16 protein-coding genes are annotated in these 18,024 nt (G+C 44.0%); all 16 read right to left on the bottom strand.

The genetic code is table 11. The features are described from left to right. Positions 1-53 precede the first annotated feature (53 nt). The gene (locus HHO41_RS01105) at positions 54-1,250 is read right to left on the bottom strand and encodes a PDZ domain-containing protein (protein ID WP_169094972.1); all 1,197 of its coding nucleotides are present in this window, start codon (positions 1,248-1,250) and stop codon (positions 54-56) included. A gap of 238 nt (positions 1,251-1,488) precedes the next feature. Continuing rightward, on the bottom strand, positions 1,489-2,241 hold the full coding sequence (locus HHO41_RS01100) for an SDR family NAD(P)-dependent oxidoreductase (RefSeq protein WP_169094971.1): 753 nt from the start codon (positions 2,239-2,241) through the stop codon (positions 1,489-1,491). A 5-nt stretch (positions 2,242-2,246) separates the two neighbouring features. Beyond that, positions 2,247-3,026: an enoyl-CoA hydratase/isomerase family protein gene (locus HHO41_RS01095; protein ID WP_169094970.1), complete on the bottom strand. Its 780-nt coding sequence runs from the start codon at positions 3,024-3,026 to the stop codon at positions 2,247-2,249. A 15-nt stretch (positions 3,027-3,041) separates the two neighbouring features. Beyond that, entirely contained in the window at positions 3,042-4,190 is a 1,149-nt protein-coding gene (locus HHO41_RS01090) for an acyl-CoA dehydrogenase family protein (protein WP_169094969.1), read from the bottom strand. 51 nt (positions 4,191-4,241) lie between these two features. Beyond that, the gene (locus HHO41_RS01085; RefSeq protein WP_169095241.1) at positions 4,242-5,111 is read right to left on the bottom strand and encodes a 3-hydroxyacyl-CoA dehydrogenase; all 870 of its coding nucleotides are present in this window, start codon (positions 5,109-5,111) and stop codon (positions 4,242-4,244) included. A 21-nt stretch (positions 5,112-5,132) separates the two neighbouring features. Next, on the bottom strand, positions 5,133-6,326 hold the full coding sequence (locus HHO41_RS01080; protein WP_169094968.1) for a thiolase family protein: 1,194 nt from the start codon (positions 6,324-6,326) through the stop codon (positions 5,133-5,135). A gap of 93 nt (positions 6,327-6,419) precedes the next feature. After that, positions 6,420-7,166 (bottom strand): SDR family NAD(P)-dependent oxidoreductase, encoded by a 747-nt coding sequence (locus tag HHO41_RS01075; protein ID WP_169094967.1) that lies wholly within the window; start codon positions 7,164-7,166, stop codon positions 6,420-6,422. A gap of 21 nt (positions 7,167-7,187) precedes the next feature. Next, a complete protein-coding gene (locus HHO41_RS01070) occupies positions 7,188-8,825 on the bottom strand; it encodes an AMP-binding protein (protein WP_169094966.1) in 1,638 nt (545 codons plus the stop codon). Between the two features lie 20 nt (positions 8,826-8,845). Beyond that, positions 8,846-9,667 carry a 1,4-dihydroxy-2-naphthoyl-CoA synthase gene (gene menB / locus HHO41_RS01065; RefSeq protein ID WP_169094965.1) on the bottom strand — a complete coding sequence of 274 codons (822 nt, stop codon included), beginning with the start codon at positions 9,665-9,667 and terminating at the stop codon, positions 8,846-8,848. Positions 9,668-9,709: 42 nt separating this feature from the next. Then, a complete protein-coding gene (locus tag HHO41_RS01060; protein WP_169094964.1) occupies positions 9,710-10,864 on the bottom strand; it encodes an acyl-CoA dehydrogenase family protein in 1,155 nt (384 codons plus the stop codon). A 450-nt stretch (positions 10,865-11,314) separates the two neighbouring features. Beyond that, entirely contained in the window at positions 11,315-12,628 is a 1,314-nt protein-coding gene (locus tag HHO41_RS01055; RefSeq protein WP_169094963.1) for a sigma 54-interacting transcriptional regulator, read from the bottom strand. Positions 12,629-12,633: 5 nt separating this feature from the next. Continuing rightward, on the bottom strand, positions 12,634-13,053 hold the full coding sequence (locus tag HHO41_RS01050; protein ID WP_169094962.1) for a hotdog family protein: 420 nt from the start codon (positions 13,051-13,053) through the stop codon (positions 12,634-12,636). Positions 13,054-13,079: 26 nt separating this feature from the next. Further along, positions 13,080-13,391, bottom strand: coding sequence for a DUF3870 domain-containing protein (locus HHO41_RS01045; RefSeq protein ID WP_169095240.1), 312 nt, complete (start codon positions 13,389-13,391; stop codon positions 13,080-13,082). A 70-nt stretch (positions 13,392-13,461) separates the two neighbouring features. After that, complete coding sequence (locus HHO41_RS01040; RefSeq protein ID WP_169095239.1) at positions 13,462-14,670, bottom strand: acyl-CoA dehydrogenase family protein; 1,209 nt, start codon at positions 14,668-14,670, stop codon at positions 13,462-13,464. Between the two features lie 326 nt (positions 14,671-14,996). Beyond that, positions 14,997-16,451: a S41 family peptidase gene (locus HHO41_RS01035; RefSeq protein ID WP_169094961.1), complete on the bottom strand. Its 1,455-nt coding sequence runs from the start codon at positions 16,449-16,451 to the stop codon at positions 14,997-14,999. Between the two features lie 239 nt (positions 16,452-16,690). Beyond that, on the bottom strand, positions 16,691-17,971 hold the full coding sequence (locus tag HHO41_RS01030) for a murein hydrolase activator EnvC family protein (RefSeq protein ID WP_169094960.1): 1,281 nt from the start codon (positions 17,969-17,971) through the stop codon (positions 16,691-16,693). Positions 17,972-18,024: the final 53 nt, after the last annotated feature.

Below are 18,024 nucleotides of genomic sequence, written 5' to 3'. Positions count from 1 at the left end.
ATTTTACAAAGAAACAGTGGATTTCTGAAACAATCAATCCAACCAACATTTACTTAATCTCCGATAGCTGCTTGGAAATCGTCACGCTTTTCTTCTTGAACAAAAAGAATACCTAACTTGTAATGATCACCTTCGTATAGCGCTCTTGACACAAAACGAACCTCACCGTTAACATCTAGCACCTCGAGCTTACAATGAGCCCGATTCCGCTGCAGAGCTTCATAAAATGCTTTTTCATCGGTTACTGTCTGTCCGTTTACTTTTGTTATGACCTCACCAACCTTAAGCCCCATTTTACTAGCAGGTGAGTCAAGTAAGATTCCCAAAATTCTCATGCCTTGATTCTGTTTCGCAAAATAAAACGGTAAATCTCGCTCATTAAAACGTTGCAACCAAGTTAATGCTTCACGTCCGATTAGAGACACGGCTACAACCGCAAGGGCCGCCATCGGCAGGAAATAACTACCAATCGCAAGGATCGCCGTAATGATACCGAGATAGAGCACCTGCATTCCATAACCACGAACAGCCACCGAAGGCACCTTCGCTTGCACCTGCTGGTGAACTCCAACCGCAAACGGTACTAGTAATAATGAGTAGTTCTCACCGCCTGCAGTGAAGGTTGGCCACCAGTCAAACGGAAGCTGTAGCACATCACCTGGAATGAGTATAAACGCAGGTAGTAGCCAAATCCGTTTTAATTCATGAGCACCAACCGTGGCACCTCGCTTCCCGTCAATTAGCATCGGTGACGTGCCCTTTTTTCCGTTCCCAATAATCAGGAATCCCTCGGCTATGATCAATAAAGCTAAAGAAATAGCAATCGCTGAATATGTATGCGCTTCTTGTTGAATTTCACCAAAAAACGGTAACTTCCCATTTTGCCAATCAAGGATTGCAAACATGATCGCTGCAATTCCTACCGTATAGGCCGGAGATAAGAATCGTACCTTAGTCGAAACCATCACGATGACCGTAACCATTGCCGTAAGTACCACCATTTCAACCGGGATTGCTACCCCAACGATCACAAATAATATGGACAGACAGAGACCCATTATGAGCCCTTGCGGGAGAAGTTGGCGCAATTCAAAGTAGGCATTTTCAACACGGACATGGAAATGACGGCGCTCCCGCTTCACTCGACTTACACCCATCCATGCTGCTAGTAAAAATAATAAATAAAAGACCGGATTCAAAAATAGCTTTCCCGTCCCAAACAGTAACTCAATTAGCCAATCATTTACCACTCATGCCACCTGCCCTGCTAGTTTCCGAATCTATTACTATTAATTCTAGCAAAAATCAAGCATAAAACATATTACTAGTTTCTTGAAAAAACCGACAGATTTTGGACAATCCTTTGTGGATTAGGGTGTTATGGCCTGTTTAGAAAATTTATCGACGGGTTTTTCAGAATTTGTCGATTGGAGTTTTCTTTGTAAAGTAATGTTAAAAGGAGAAGCCAAAATTGAGCTCCTCCGCTTTTTATCCAAGCATACTATGTCCGCCATTGACCGAGAATACTTGACCGGTAATCCAATCTGCCCCATCTGATAATAAAAATAAAATCATGCTCGTAACATCATCAGGTTTACCCAATCGGTTTAATGGATATTGCTTCACAATTTTACCAATCGTAGCTTCGTCAAATGTCACCTCCCCTTGATCAATTAACCCGAGCGCCACAGTGTTGCATTGTATATTGCTTCTGCCAACATCGTTTGCGAGTGACTTTAAAAAGCTAATCGCACCGTTCCGCGCAGCAGCGGAAATAATGAGATGGCGGTCACCAGTCCTAGCCGAATCGCCTACTATATTAATAAACTTCCCGAGCTGTTTTGTGATCATATCCGGCACAAACGTATGCGCCAAATTCACCACCCCATAAAAGCAAGCATCTACTTCTGGCTTCCATTCATCAGGTTCATATTGAAAAAATGGCTTCATTTTTGCGTATCCGGCATTGTTGACAATAAAATCAACACCGCCAAGTTCGGCATCAATCACTTCTTTCATCACCTTTACCTCTGCTAAACTAGCAATATCAGCACGGACCAGGCACACTTTTACCCCAAGCTCCTTAATCTCCGCAGCTGTTTGCGTGGCTTCCTCGGCAGAACCACGGTAATGCAGGGCGATGTTTGCCCCAACACGTGCTGATGCCAAGGCAATCGCTCGACCAATTCGTTTAGCTGCACCAGTTACGAGTAAAGTTTTCCCCTGCAAATGAAGGTCCATCTAGCTTACCTCCCTGAAAAAGAAGGCTGTCTTTTTTCAAGAAATGCATTCGTCCCTTCGACCTTATCATTTGTTCCGTATAAAACCGCTTGGGCAAGGTTTTCAATTAATAAACCGGTATCGAGATCTGCATCAAAGCCACGGTTTACAACGAGCTTGGCGATTTGCACAGCTAGCGGTCCTTTGGCAATAATCTTCTCTGCTTTTTCGCACGTCGTTTCCCAAAGGTCTTCCAGCGGTACCACGTCAGACACTAGCCCGATCGCTTTCGCTTCACTTGCCGAAATAAATTCACCGGTTAAAATCATATTCATCGCCCGGCCCTTGCCAATCAGTCGTGCGAGGCGCTGCGTCCCACCAGCTCCCGGAATCACCGCTAAATTTAATTCCGGCAAACCAAACTTAGCATTTTCGGAAGCAATTCTAATATCACAAGCCATCGCCAGCTCCGAACCACCACCGAGGGCGAACCCGTTTATGGCTGCAATTGTCGCCTTCTTGCAATTTTCAATGCGACGGTAAACAGCAGACATACTGTGAGTATTGAACACCTCAGTTGCCTTCCGATTCGTCAGTTGATTAATATCAGCACCTGCTGCAAAAGCTTTTTCGCCAACGCCAGTAAACACAATCACCCCAATTTCCGGAGCATTTTCAAGTTCCTCTAGCGCAGCATGGATTTCGATAACAGTTTCATTATTTAACGCATTCCGTACCTCAGGGCGATTAATTTTGATCACACCGATTTGTCCTTCTTTTTCCAGTAATAGATTTTCGTAAGTCATCAGAGCATTCCTCCATTATTGGTATTTTTTGTGCAATTGAGCGGCAATAATATTCTTCTGAATTTCTGATGTGCCTTCATATATTCTTGTAATGCGCGCATCACGGTAGAAGCGTTCGATTGGATATTCCGATATGTAACCAATTCCACCATGGATTTGCACAGCCTTATCAGCGACGCGATTATAAGTCTCTGAGCCTAGCAACTTAACCATCGCCGCTTCCTTGATGACATTCATGCCTTGATCCGTCATCCAAGCAACCTTGTAGGTTAACGCCCGCAGCGCTTCAATTTCCATTGCCATCTCCGCCAAATAATGCTGGATAATTTGCTGTTCAAAAATCGGTTTATCAAATTGAATCCGCATATGGGCAAAATCAAGTGACAGCTCAAGCAGTTTATCAGCAGAACCAAGATTTCGGGCCGCCATCGCGGACCTACCATTTGCTAAAATTTTCAAAGCATTGACATAGCCCTGACCTTCCTCACCTAAAATATTTTCAACCGGAACCTCGCAATCCTCAAAGAAAATCTCCGACGTGTGGGAACCGTGAAGGCCCATTTTCTTTTCCTTTTTACCGATTGTAAAGCCAGGTGTACCTCTTTCAACGATAAATGATGTAATGCCTTTTGCGCCTTTTGACGGGTCGGTAACAGCCATAACCGTAAATACACCCGCAATATCAGCGTTAGTGATATAGTGTTTGGAGCCATTTAAAATAAAACGATCGCCTTTATGTACAGCCGTTGTTTTCAGATTCGTCGCATGCGAACCTGCACTTGGCTCGGTTAAGGCAAACGCCCCAATCATTTCTCCACTCGCCATGCTTGGCAGGTATTTTTGCTTTTGCGCTTCATTCCCCATTTCAACAATACCGACGCTGCCAATCCCGGTGTGGCCGCCAATGACAGTCGTATAACCATTATGAGTGCGGCCAACTTCTTCAAGAACAGCACACTTTCCGACCATACCGATGCCGAGGCCACCGTATTCTTCCGGAATGCTAAGAGCAAACAGCCCCATCTGTTTTGATTTTTCCATAATGCTTTCAGGAATTTCGTCAGTTTCCTCAATGACATTCGCTTGTGGCTCAACCTCATTTTCAATAAACTCACGAATCCCTTGCTGTAAATATTGAATATCCTTCGGTAATTCAAAATTCATTTCCATCACAACCCTTTCTTTTTTTAAAAAATAAAGCCTGTTTCTCGCATTCTATTTAGTTGGTGTTAATTCTTCCTGTCTATAGTTGTAGAAGCCCTGACCTGACTTTCGGCCCAGGCGGCCTGATTTTACATACTTCACTAAAAGAGGTGATGGGCGATATTTCTCGCCAAGCGCATGATAAAGATATTCCATATTACGGAGACGGCTGTCTAAGCCTACTAAATCAGCCATTTCCAGCGGACCCATCGGATGGTTTAAGCCAAGCTTAATCGCTTTGTCGATGTCCTCCGCAGAAGCAACGCCTTCCATCAGCATGTTCATCGCTTCATTGCCAATGATGCAGTTCATCCGACTTGTAACAAAACCTGGGAATTCATTGACTTCCACCGTTTCCTTAGCCATTTTTTCGGCAACAGCTTTGACGGTTGCGACGGTTTCATCCGATGTATCCAAGCCACGGATGATTTCAATTAATTTCATTCGATGGACAGGGTTAAAGAAATGCATTGCAATAAATTGATCAGGCTTCTTAGTAGCCGCTCCGATTTCAGTCGGACTCATCGTCGAAGTGTTCGTTGCTAGAATTGCATGGTCTGGAGCATATTGCTCAATTTTCTTAAACGTTTCGATTTTTAGCTCCATGATTTCTAAAATCGCTTCGATGACGAGATCGGTTTTATTAACAGCAACTTGTAAATCTGTAGTATAGATTAAGTTTTGCTGAACAAGATTACGTTGCCGAGACGTGATATAACCTTTATCAACACTGCTGTTTAAAAGAGTGACGATATACTGCTTTGCTTTTTCGAGCGCCTGCAGCGAAATATCCTGCAAAGTAACCGCAAATCCGGAAAGTGCGGCTGTGTAAGCAATTCCACGTCCCATTGTTCCACTTCCAATTACAGCGATATGTTTGATCATATTCGTTGTACCTCCTTATTAAATTTGGACATTTTCAACGATGGTAGTAATGCCCTGGCCGCCGCCGATGCACAATGTAACTAATCCATATTTCTCACCACGACGTTCCATTTCATGAACAAGTTTGGTCATGAGGATCGCTCCTGTTGCTCCTAATGGATGACCGAGAGCGATGGCACCTCCATTGACGTTAATTTTTTCTAAATCAAGCTGTAATTCTTTAATGACTGCGAGGGATTGAGCAGCGAAAGCTTCATTTATCTCAATTAAGCCAATGTCAGCGATTGTAAGTCCGGCTCGTTTAAGCGCGAGTTTTGTTGATGGAACTGGCCCGATTCCCATCATGTCGGGTGCGACACCAGAAACGGCTTGTGCAATGATTTTCACTTTTGGTGTTAAATTGTATTTCTGAACTGCTTCCTCTGATGCGACAAGGACAGCCGCTGCCCCATCATTACGACCACTACTGTTACCAGCCGTGACCGTACCGTTTTCTTTGAAAACTGGTTTTAAGCTATTGAGTTTTTCTAAAGTGGATAGGCGCGGATGCTCATCGGTTACGAATTTGATGATGTTTTTGCGCTCCTTGATTTCGTAAGGGACGATTTCTTGTTCGAAACGACCGCTTGAGATAGCTTGATGAGCTAATTCCTGGCTTCTTAATGAAAACTCATCCTGTTCCCTTCGTGTGATGCGGTATTGTTCCGCCAGATTTTCAGCGGTCAATCCCATCGTGAGGTTTCCGTATTCTTCGATTGGTTGAGAGCGTTGCTGGCTTTCCGTATTTGAGTCGACGAGAACATTATTTCCTGTGCCAAGTCCGTAACGTGCATTACGAATATAAAACGGTGCTAAACTCATCGATTCCACGCCACCCGCAATGATGAAATCAGCGTTTTCACTGATGATTTGCTGGGCAGCATTGTTGATTGCTTGAAGCGCTGAACCACATTGGCGTTGGACGGTATAGCCTGGAACTTCGATCGGAAGTCCGGCTCGCAAGGCAGCTAAGCGGCCAATGTTTGATGCATCGGAGCTTTGTTTTGTTTGTCCTAAAATGACTTCGTCGATGGCTGATTTCTCGATTCCAGTACGTTCGACGATTTCTTTAATCACTTTAGCGGCGAGGAAATCAGGTTGAATCTCCTTAAGGGCGCCACCCATTTTTCCTATCGCTGTTCTGACGGTATCAATGATATATACGGGTTTCATGTTAGTTTGAACCTCCTTATGGAGATTGGGAGGGGAAGTAGATAATGCTAAGTTGCCCTCCCAATCTAGTATTCTTTAATATTTTTGGTACTCTTACACCATCGCCAAGCCGCCATTAACGGATAACGTTTGGCCGGTGATGTACTCAGCTTCGTCTGACGCCAGGAACGCAACCGCATTGGCGATATCGCTTGGTTGGGCTAAGCGTCGGAATGGAATTGCCTTTTCAAGCGCAGCTGCGATGCCTTCGTTGTAGGAACCAATTTCTTGGAATAGTGGCGTATCGGCTGGCCCAGGCGAAATGCAGTTGATGTTTAATTTATGGCGCGCCATTTCACGAGCAAGTGTTTTCGTGAAGGCAATGACACCACCCTTGGCAGCTGAATAAACAGCTTCACCGCTGGAACCAACCCGGCCGGAATCAGAGGCAATATTGATGACCTTGCCATAACCGTTGTCAATCATATGAGGCAGAACCTCTTTGCACGTATGAATTTGACCCATTAAATTGATGTCGACGATTGTTTTCCACGTGCTTGGTTCACTTTTCAAAAATGGCTCAATTTTATCCCAACCGGCATTATTGACGAGAATATCAATTTTCCCAAACTGTCTAATCGCTGTGGCAACTGCCTCATGGACGCTTTCAAGTTTCGTGACGTCACAATAAACAGCAACCGCTTCAGCACCACTCTCTTCTAAAATCGATACCGTTTCCTGGGCATTATTGATATTGACATCTGTGACAACAATTTTCATCGATTTTGAAGCTAGTTTTCTCGCAATCTCTCGGCCAATTCCGCGGCCTGCCCCTGTAACAAATGCAACACGTTGAGTCATTTTTATCCCTCCAGTAAGTATTTATTTTTGCTCAGTAATAAGCTGATTCATCATTTCGCGAAGACGATACTTTTGAATTTTTCCACTTGGGGTTCTTGGGAAATCGTCAACAACTTCTAGGTGCTCTGGCCAATATTGCTTGGCTACCCCTTTTTCCGTTAAAAAATACTGCAGCGCTTTTATTGTGATGGGTGTATTTCCATGCTTCATGCTGACAACGGCACATGCTTTTTCCTGAAGGCGCGGATCCGGAACCGCAATGACCTGAACGACCGAAATATCTGGATGCTCATAAAGGACATTTTCTATATAGGCAACCGGGATGTTTTCACCTCCGCGGATGATGATGTCTTTATTGCGGCCGGAAATGCGAATATAGCCATCCTCATCCATCACGGCACGGTCACCGGTGACAAACCAACCACCCCGGTGCTCGTCGAGCGTGTCATCAATCCGCTTCAAGTAGCCAACGAATTGAGCAGGCCCCCTTGCGAGCAGATCACCTTCGAGATTCGGGGCACAGCGCTCACCGTTAAAATCAACCACCTTTACTTCCATTCCAGGAAATGGAACGCCGTCCGTACTTGTTAATTTTTCCTCAGCATCTTCAAGCTTTGTTAACGTAACCAAGCCATTTTCGGTTTGGCCCCAGCCTGATAAAATTTTGAAGGAGACCTTTTCGGCCGCTTCTTTCACAAGCGTACGTGGAATCGGGGCCCCAAGCGCCACAAAAGCTCGTAATGAATCAATGTTGCGATCCTCAATGCTTTCGAGACGAACAGTATCTTGCAAAAACGGTGTAGCTCCAGCGGTGAAGGTAATTCCTTCTTTTTCGATCAACTCGATAAATTCATGCGGATTCCAAATATCCTGGTACACCGCAGTTCCGGCATAGTGAGTTGGGAGGCGAACCCCATAGCCAAACCCTGTTTGATGGGCAAACGTCGAGGCCATGAACATGACATCTTCATCGGTTAAGCGTAGCCTGTCAATCCAGTAATTTGTTGAAACACAAAGCGTATTATGGGTGTGCATGACGCCCTTCGGATGACCAGTTGTTCCTGAGGTAAAAATAATTTCCGTCACATCGTTTGGATCATGCGTGATTTCATCTAATATTGCTTTATCTCTGCGTTCTTCCCAAGGCTCATCAATTAGCGATGCGAACGCCTTCATTCCACTCGGAACTTTATCTCCGACAACATAAACATGCTCAAGTGTTGGCCACTGATGGTTTAGTCGTCTAATCATGTTGGGATAATGAAAGCCGCGAAATTCATCAGGGATGACCATCATTTTTGATTCAGCCGTGCTAACCATATAGCCGATTTCACGGTCGCGATAAATCGGAATCAGCGGATTGCTGATCGCTCCTATTCTCGTTACCGCATAATGAAGAATCACAAATTCATTCCAATTTGGCAGTTGAAACGAGATGACATCTCCTTTGCCCAAGCCCTGTTCTAAGAGACCCAGTGCGACACGATCGACCAAATTACCGAGCTCGCGGTATGTATAGCGACTCCTTTTATCGATGATCGCAACTTTGTCAGGATTTTTTGCAATCGCATCATTTAAGTAATCTAGGATGGTTCGATTTGGCCAAATAGATTGATATTTCTCCACATATTCTTGACTCAAAATCGTATCCAGCTTCACTAATTATCAGCCTCCTATTTTTACTTTCTAAACTTCTTGAAATCTACCGGTCTCTTTTCTAAGAACGCGTTCATGCCCTCATGCGATTCATCAGTGTTGTAAAATAATGCTAAGCTGCCCATCGAAAGCTGGGAAATCCCCTGAATATTAGCGCTATCTGCATTAAATGAGTACTTAAGAAATTTAAGTGCTGTCGGACTCTTTTGCAGGATTTTTTCTGCCCATTCCTCTGCCGCTTGCTGAAGCTCAGCACCTGGAACAACTTTGTTGATGAGACCCATTTCCTTTCCTTCTTGTGCTGTGTATTGCTCGCAAAGATACCAAATTTCTCTAGCTTTCTTTTCCCCAACGATTCTCGCCAGATAGGCTGAACCATAGCCTGCGTCATAGCTGCCTACCTTCGGACCACTTTGGCCAAATTTCGCAGTGTCTGCTGCAATCGTTAAGTCGCAAAGCACATGGAGGACGTGCCCACCGCCAATTGCGTAACCATTTACTGCAGCAATGACCGGCTTTGGAATATTGCGAATCGTTTGGTGCAATGTTTCAATTTCTAGTCCAATACCACCTCCTAAACCGCCGTTATAGTCGTAGCCACCTTCATCTCCTTTCTCCTTTTGGTCACCGCCAGTGCAGAATGCCTTTTCTCCGGCTCCTGTAAAAATGACGACGCCGATTTTGTTATCATCCCAGGCATCGCGGAAGGACCAAATTAGTTCCTTGATTGTGCGGCCGCGAAACGCATTGTACACCTGCGGGCGGTTGATGGTGATTTTGGCAATTCCGTTTACTTTTTCATAAAGAACGTCTTTTAATTCTGTTTTGACATCAGTTAATTCCATTTTTTTGACCTCCGTTTATTATGATTTTTATAAAAATAAAAATTAATAAGAGCGATATTCTTTACCGATGATGTCTTTAGCGATGACCATCATGTTGGCTTGGGCTGTTCCGTCACCGATTTCGAGTCCGATAACATCGCGAAGGCGCTGCTCATGAGGCATTTCCTTCGTGTAGGCATAGTGTCCGTTAAACAACAAGCATTCGTGGATTGCCTCCTGACTGTATTTTGGACCCAACCATTTCACTGAAGCAGACTCCTTGGTGTGTGGTAAACCTTGATCACGGAGCCATAAGCCTCGATATGCTTGCCATTTAATCATTTCCAGCTGTGTGTAGTGCGTTACTAGTGGGAATTGCACGCCTTGATAGGTTGCAAGTGGTCTGCCAAACGAATGTCGCATTTTTACGTGCTCAATCGTTTCATCGATACTTTGCATTGCAGCCCCGACACATTGCAGCCCGATTAATAAGCGGCTGAGGTCGAAACCATTCATGACTTGAGCAAAGCCTTTATTTTCAAGGCCAATCATGTTCACTTCCGGTACCTCAACATCATTTAAATAAATCGAACCACGGCTGATCGGGATATTGCCCATATCCTCATATCCCTTGCATTCAACCCCAGGTAAATCAGCCGGAACGATGAAGGCACTTATGCCGCGATTACCTAGCTCAGGATTCGTTTTTGCAAAAATGATAAAAGCATCTCCGACCGTTGCAACACTAATACCGGACTTCTCACCATTGAGCACGTACACATCGCCCTTATGTACTGCTGTTGTCTTAATTCCTCCTGCATCTGTCCCTGCAGATGGTTCAGTAATGGCGATTCCGACGATTTTTTCACCACTTGCGATTTGTGGAAGCCATTGCTGTTTCAGCTCCTCACGCGCGTGCTGACTGATGATTTCACCAATCAACCCATTCAGCATGACAGCATATGTGAGGTTGAAATCTCCGCGTCCAATTTCCTCGGCTGCTACGCCCGTCGTCACACAATCGGCGCCGCTCCCACCGTATTCAACTGGAATCCTGAGACCGCTGACACCCAATTCGCCAAGCTTTCTCCACAAATGCCTTGGAGTAATCCCTTCCCGGTCCCATTTTGTATAATTGGGAAGGAGCTCCTCCTTCGCAAATTCCTTTAACATCCTCCGAAAATAATCCTGTTCTTCAGTAAAAGAAAAATTTAACATCGCCATTCCTCCCTTCGCTTATTTACTATTGCAAGATGCGTGCCAACTTGAAAATGCCGCTTAACGAGCGCTCAGTAGGCTCTCATTCTCGCAAACTTGCAAAAAATTCGCAGAGCTGCGAATCAATTTTGCAAAGTGGCGATAGCTTCGGGCTGCAAGAATGCCTCTTTTCTGATTAGTGCACTTTTTTCGTGGTGGGCTGAAAACTAGGGTGCTTATCCATCCTGTTAGTGCCCTATTTTTATGGAGGGACACTAAATTAGGGCACTTATCCACCCCATTAGTGCCCTATTTTTATGGGGAGTCCCAAACTTAGGGCACTTATCCACCCCATTAGTGCCCACGAGGACCAAGCTTTTGGCAACAGAAAATTCCCTTTAATCCCCCAAAAACACAAAAAGGGCTATCCAAAAAGGAGCACATGCTCACTTATCAGATAACCCTTATACATTATTTCAAATTGTATTTAGCAATTTTGCGATAGAGGCTGGCGATATGTATTTTTAACAATTGCGCAGCCTCGGTTCGATCCTCACCCGCTTGTTTGAGCGCACGTTGAATCGCATTTATTTCCGCACTTCGCACTTCTTCCTCCAGGCTCTGTAGCGGTTTTGCGCCACTATTATTTTCCTTGCTTTGCTGAGATCCAGCTTCAAATGAAGTAAAGTGCAGCGTGTCCATCAGCAGCGTATCACCATCAACGATATTCATGCCCCGCTCGATATAGGCCTTTAATTCACGGACATTCCCTGGCCAATCATAGCTGAGCAGCCATTCCGCAAGTTTTGGATCGATGCTTTTCACCTCAACACCGAGCAGTTCATTAAAATAATCAATAAAATAATGAGCTAACTTAAGAATATCCTCGCGACGTTCCCGCAACGACGGAATCGTTAAATCAAACACATAAAGCCGATAAAATAAATCTTGTCTGAATTTACCTTCCGCAACTAGCGTTCTAAGGTCTCGGTTTGTCGCCGCGATAATTCTGATATCGACGGTTTTGCTCGATGTGCCTCCAAGTCGTTCGATTTCTCGCTCCTGAAGAACACGCAACAGTTTGCCCTGAGCTTGATATGGTAGCTCTGATATTTCATCCAGAAACAGTGTACCGTATTGCGCGAGCTCAATTTTTCCTGGCTTTCCCTCTTTTTTCGCACCACTGAAGGCACCCGCTTCATAGCCAAATACTTCTGATTCAAATAATTCCTCAGGAATAGCTGCACAATTGACTGCAATAAATGGATTGTTTTTACGGGTGCTTAAGCTATGAATCGCCTGGGCGAATAATTCCTTGCCTGTACCGCTTTCACCTGTTAGCAGCACGGTAGAATTACTGATGGCGATGCGCGCCGCTAAATCCTTTATTTTAGCCACAGCCGGGCTTGTCCCGATAATTTCTGAAAAGCTGTAGCGGTTGGGCTTTGCAACAACCTTCTTCTTCGACGACTCCATCGAGTTCATAAATGAAATCATTTCATAATGATCGATATCCTCCTGGCGAACGATTACGGTATAACGCTGATTTAGATTTGCTTTCGTCACCCTGATTAAACAAGAAAAACCAAAAATGACTCCAAACAGGACCTTTTTTCGGCGCCTCGTGTAGGAGCCTTGGATGATTTCGGAAAGCGACAGGCCAAGACAATCTTGCTTATTCACTGAAAAATTTTCACAAAAATCCGGGCTTGCATCGATTAGTCGACCGCTGGCGTCGACCTCGAATGAGCCCCAATCCTCATATTGTACCGACGGCTTTCCCACACTCATCACCGCTTTGGAAGCATAGATAGGACCAGTTGTCCTTTAATCACTTCATTGCCAGCTTGGTTAAAACAGGTGACTTTTTGCGTTACCCAATTTCTTTCCAAATTAATATCGATGATAGACAATTCTGCTGTAATGACGTCGCCAACATGGACCGGATGATAGTAGATCAATTCCTTTTGCAGCAAAATACAGGCACAGGCAGGTAGCTTGTCAGTGACTACCTGAGTAATCAAACCTTCTGCCAACAATCCCGGGACAATCGGTTTATTATAGAAATTTTTCCAGCAATCTTCATTGTGACTATAGATTGGATTAAAATCCTTTGTTAGCTCGTTGCAAATATGCACATCTTCTTCAGTAAAGGTTCTTTGCAGTCGGGCAGTTTGTCCGGTATGCAACTCGGTAATAGTGTAGCTCATCGCTCGGAAGCCTCCCTAATCAAAGTTTATTTTGTCGTAACCAATTCAAACTGGGAATAAACATCCTTTATTGCCGCTTGAATGGCTTGGCTCGCTTTGCCACGGTAATATTTTTGGACCTGTTTCAAAAGCTCCTCAATTCCATCACTTAAGCAATAGCCTCTCAGCAGCTGGCGTATGTATTCACGGGCATGTTCCGTTGCCAAAGTACAGGACGCATCGACGATAACCCCATACTTGTGATCAAGCTCCAATGTAATGGTGATTGATTCATAGACATTTCGCGCCGCCATTCCTTGAGGAAGCTTGGCGTGCCCCGCAATTAAGTATGTATTCATCATTAAAATTCTCCTTTTCTATAAAAATGGATGGAACCACTACCGATTTTGGTAGTGGCTCACTTTAATATTATTTGGGTACTGAAATCTGCTCAAATGGCCATGCTGGCAGCATTTTACGCAGTGGTTTGTCGTCTCGATAGCCCAGCGCATATTCAGCTTGCATAATCGTGTGAATTTCTCTTGTTCCTTCATAAATGACCGGTGCTTTGGAATTGCGCAGGAAGCGTTCAACTGGATATTCGTCAGAATAACCGTAAGCTCCATGAATTTGGACCGCATCATTGGCTGCATCGAAGGCTGCGTTACATGAAATCCATTTCGCAAGTGATGTTTCTTGTGTATTGCGTTTGCCTTGATTTTTCAGTGAGCCCGCTTTATAAACAAGCAATTTAGAAATCTCAAGATTCGAACTCATTTTGGCGATCATTTGTTGAACCAATTGATGACGGCCAATTTCTTTGCCAAAGGTCTTGCGCTCATGGCAATATTTCAAACTTGCTTCTAAACTAGCTTCGATTAAGCCAACCGCTCCAGCAGCTACGGTAAAACGACCATTATCTAATGCTGCCATGGCAATCTTAAAGCCTTCGCCTTCTTCACCAAGTCTGTTCGTAACTGGAACTTTTACATCTGTTAGGAATACCTCACCTGTGTTACCGGCACGAATTCCTAATTTCCCTTTGATGGCTTTTGTTTCAACGCCAGGGAAGGTACGCTCAACGATGAATGCTGTAATCCCCTTGTGAGCGAGGTCGTGGTCTGTTTTTGCAAAAATAATGAAGTTATCAGCATAATCACAAAGTGAAATCCAAGTTTTTGATCCGTTTAAGATATAGTAATCTCCCTCGCGGCGCGCCGACGAGTTCATTGCTGCCACATCACTTCCGGCATTCGGCTCTGTTAATCCAAAAGCGCCAATTTGTTCACCCTTCGCCTGCGGTACTAAGTATTTTTGTTTCTGCGCTTCTGTTCCCCATTGCAATAACGTCATGCTGTTAAGACCGGTATGTACAGAAACCGCTGTTCGATAAGCCGTATCCCCTCGTTCCAGCTCAGCACATACAATGGCAAGTGTATTATAATCCATACCTGCTCCGCCGTACTCTTCCGGGATACAAACGCCCATAAGTTGTAATTCGGCTAATTTCCTCATGATGCTTGGTTGAAATTCATGGTTGCGATCCCATTCCTGAATATAAGGGATGATTTCCTTATCTACGAATCTTCGCACCATTTTTTGCACACTTTGTTGTTCTTCTGTTAATTCAAAATTCATCATTAAAAATCCTCCTAAAATTGTAATTTTTTCATAATTTTCTGTTAATTGATTCAACTTACCACATATCTCAAACTACTTTTTAAGTAAAAAAGAGTCAGTAAATCCAACAATGCTGACTTCACATTGCTAGGCTTACTGACTCTTATTCATGGCTTGTCTTCTCGTGCCAGAAGATCAAGTGAACAATGTCAAGTTTTCATCTTTCAATTTTAGAAAAATCAATCCGGGCATGCAGCAAGGAATTTGCTGTCATCGGTTTGTTAATCTCATCATAAAATAATAGTTTGAATTTTTCAACAATTTATTTATCTCAAAATACGACATTATTTACTTACATACTTTAGTGCCGTTTTCAGTTGTAAATCGTTTTTCTCCTTGCGCAGCTCGGCACGGATAGCTTCTACTAAATTGGATGCTGTCTTCTCGTCAATGATTCCAGTTGGCTTTAAGTCTTTGACCTGTTGAAAGGCTTTTACGGCTGTCTCGGTTTTTTCGCTAAAATAGCCATCTGTCCGACCTGGTGAAAAACCGAGCCCCTTCAAAATTTCTTGAGCATGTTGGACCTGCTCATCGTTCATATCGAGTTTTAACGGCTCTTCTAGGTTGAGCGGCTGGGTCCGATACATCGCAGGCTGACTAACCTCAACAGTTGGCGCAATACCCTTTTTATGAATCCAATTGCCATCTGGTGTCAACCATTTAAAAAGAGTCAGCTTAATATTACTGCCATCACCCATTGGAACTGCCTGTTGCACTGTTCCTTTCCCAAACGTCGTTTCACCAATTAAGGCATATCCTTCAGCTTCATTTAAGGCACCTGCAAGAATCTCCGACGCGGAGGCGCTGCCCTTATTAATCAAAATAGCGATGTCATATTTCTTCTTCTTTTTTAGCTCGGAAAAATAACGAAGCTTCTCTCCGTTACGCTGTTCAATTTGCACATATGGCTTTTTATCAGTTACCAGCTCACGAAGGATCTGCTCGACACTGACCAACAGGCCTCCGGGGTTACCACGAACATCAAGGATAAGACCGTCGATGCCTTCTTTTTCAAATGCTTTAAGTTTCTTCTTGAAATCATCTGCCGTATTTTCTGAGAAGGTCGTGATTTCAATGTAGCCAACCTGTTTGCCATTTTGCTCCTTTATTTCTCCGTGGACTGTCTCAAGCGGAATTTCATCACGCTTAATTTCCACCTTAAGCGGCTTACTTAAACCATCACGTTGAATTTCCAACTTTACCTTCGTGCCCTTCTCGCCACGAATTTTAAGCGTTGCTTCATAAAGGTCCAAACCAATAACACTTTCGTTATCAACCTTGAGGATTTGATCGTTTGGCTTTAGGCCAGCCTTTTCAGCTGGAGAACCTTTGAACGGGGAGACGATGACAATTTTTCCATCAACACTTGAGACCTCAGCACCGATTCCTTCAAACGATGATTCGAGTGTTTGATTGAACTGCTTAGCCGTTTCCTCATTCATATAGACAGAATATGGGTCCTCAAGCTTTGAGAGCATCCCCTGAATAGCCCCTTCGACAAGAGTGTCCTCCTCCACTTTTTCAACATAGCGATTCTTGATTAGATCATAGGCTTGCGAAACCTTCTGCAACTCGCTTGCACTTTCCTCCGATGAATTGCCCGCTTGTCCCTGTTTACTCGTTTCAGTGGCATTGTTCGGGTTTTGCCTACTCTCCCACCAAGACATGCCAGCATAAGTCCCACCCGCTCCTGTTAATAGCGACCCTGCTAATATTAGAGCTGTCCACTTTCGGCTCATCCTCATCCTCCTATTCACTTTAGAAAAAGTCGCCTTCGTAGCCGACTTCGTATCGTGATTTCAAAAAAACACCACACGAATAGTGCGATGTCCATGTCCATACAAATATATGAACACAGAGGACAAGTTATGACCACGCTATAGCGCACTAACGCGATGGGGGACTGTCCCCCATCGCTTTAACGTAAAAAAGAGGAGGTGCGTATCATCGCACCTCCTCTTGGAGATAATAATTTATGTTACATTGGAATATAGCTTAATGGGTTAACTGCGTTTGATTTAGCCGAATTCCACTCACCGACATGCAGTTCAAAGTGAAGATGCTGCCCGTAGGACTGACCAGTATTACCCATATAACCGATAACATCACCTTTTCGTACTGTTGCATCAGTACCAGCGACACGGCTGCTCATGTGTGCATAAACAGTTGTATAGAGTTGACCGTTATAATAATGAGTAATAAAAATACAGTTTCCGTAACTAGAAGAATAATAGGATTTAAGAACAATACCATCTGCTGCAGCTACAATAGGAACCGACACCGAATTAGCGATATCAACTCCTTTGTGGTTTTCACCTTCACGATATCCAAATCCGGACGAAACTCGCCCAACTGCAGGTCTTGTCCAATAACCGTTCGATACTGTTGGTGCAGAACCACCGCCTGCTCCACCAGTACTGCCACCGCCATTATTCCCTTGCGGTGGTTGTGTAGCTTTTGCCGCCTCGTCAGCCAAGCGTTGCTCCTCAAGCTTAATCGCCTTTTGAATCGCTGCTTGCTGAGCTGCTAAGATGGATGCCTGTTCCTCCAACGCCATCATTTCTTCGTTAATTTTCCCCTCTTTTTCCACTAATGCAGCCATGACTTGGTCTTTTTCAGACTTTTGCTCTGCAAATTGGCGATTCATTGCTTCTAAATCTTGATACATCTTTTCAAGGGAAGCTAAATCAGTTTCAACTTGCTTTTGCTTTGCTTCTAAAAGCTGCTTATCCTGCTTTTGCTGACGCAATATACCCTGGTCAGCCTCTAAAATCGTTGCTAGTGCACCAACACGATCAATAAAATCACCGAAGGTTTGCGCCCCAACTAACACATCTATATATGTGACGCGTCCGCCATTTTCTTGGAACGAACGGGCACGATCTTTTAATAATTCAGTGCGCTTATTGATTCGGTCTGAAATTTGTTGAACCTCTGTTTGAAGCTGCTGAATTTCACCCTTTTTTACTTCAATTTCCTGCGACTTTTCATTCATTTTAAGATTGGTGTCACCAATTGCTAAATCAATTCGTTTCATCTCTGCTGTTAAAGATTCTTTTTCATCTTTAACTGTATTCATTTCTTCGCTGGTTTCGGTTAACTCTGAATTGACACCTGACTTCTGTTGATTAATTTGAGCTTTTTGCTTTTGTAAATCGGTTAACTTAGAGGCAGATGCAGTGTCTGCTGTGATCCCTGGTATGACGGTTCCAAGAAGTAATGCTGTTGCGATTGATACTGTATACACTGTGCGTTTCAAGCTCCGATTCCCCCTTTTTCTCTCTCTATGTAAAAGTAACATCACGCAAACAC

The sequence above is a fragment of the Bacillus sp. DNRA2 genome, from assembly GCF_012843265.1.
In the GTDB taxonomy this organism is placed as follows: domain Bacteria; phylum Bacillota; class Bacilli; order Bacillales; family Cytobacillaceae; genus Bacillus_BU.
The sequence above is the reverse complement of the archived record's forward strand: the minus strand, read 5'-3'. Positions and strand labels throughout refer to the sequence as shown.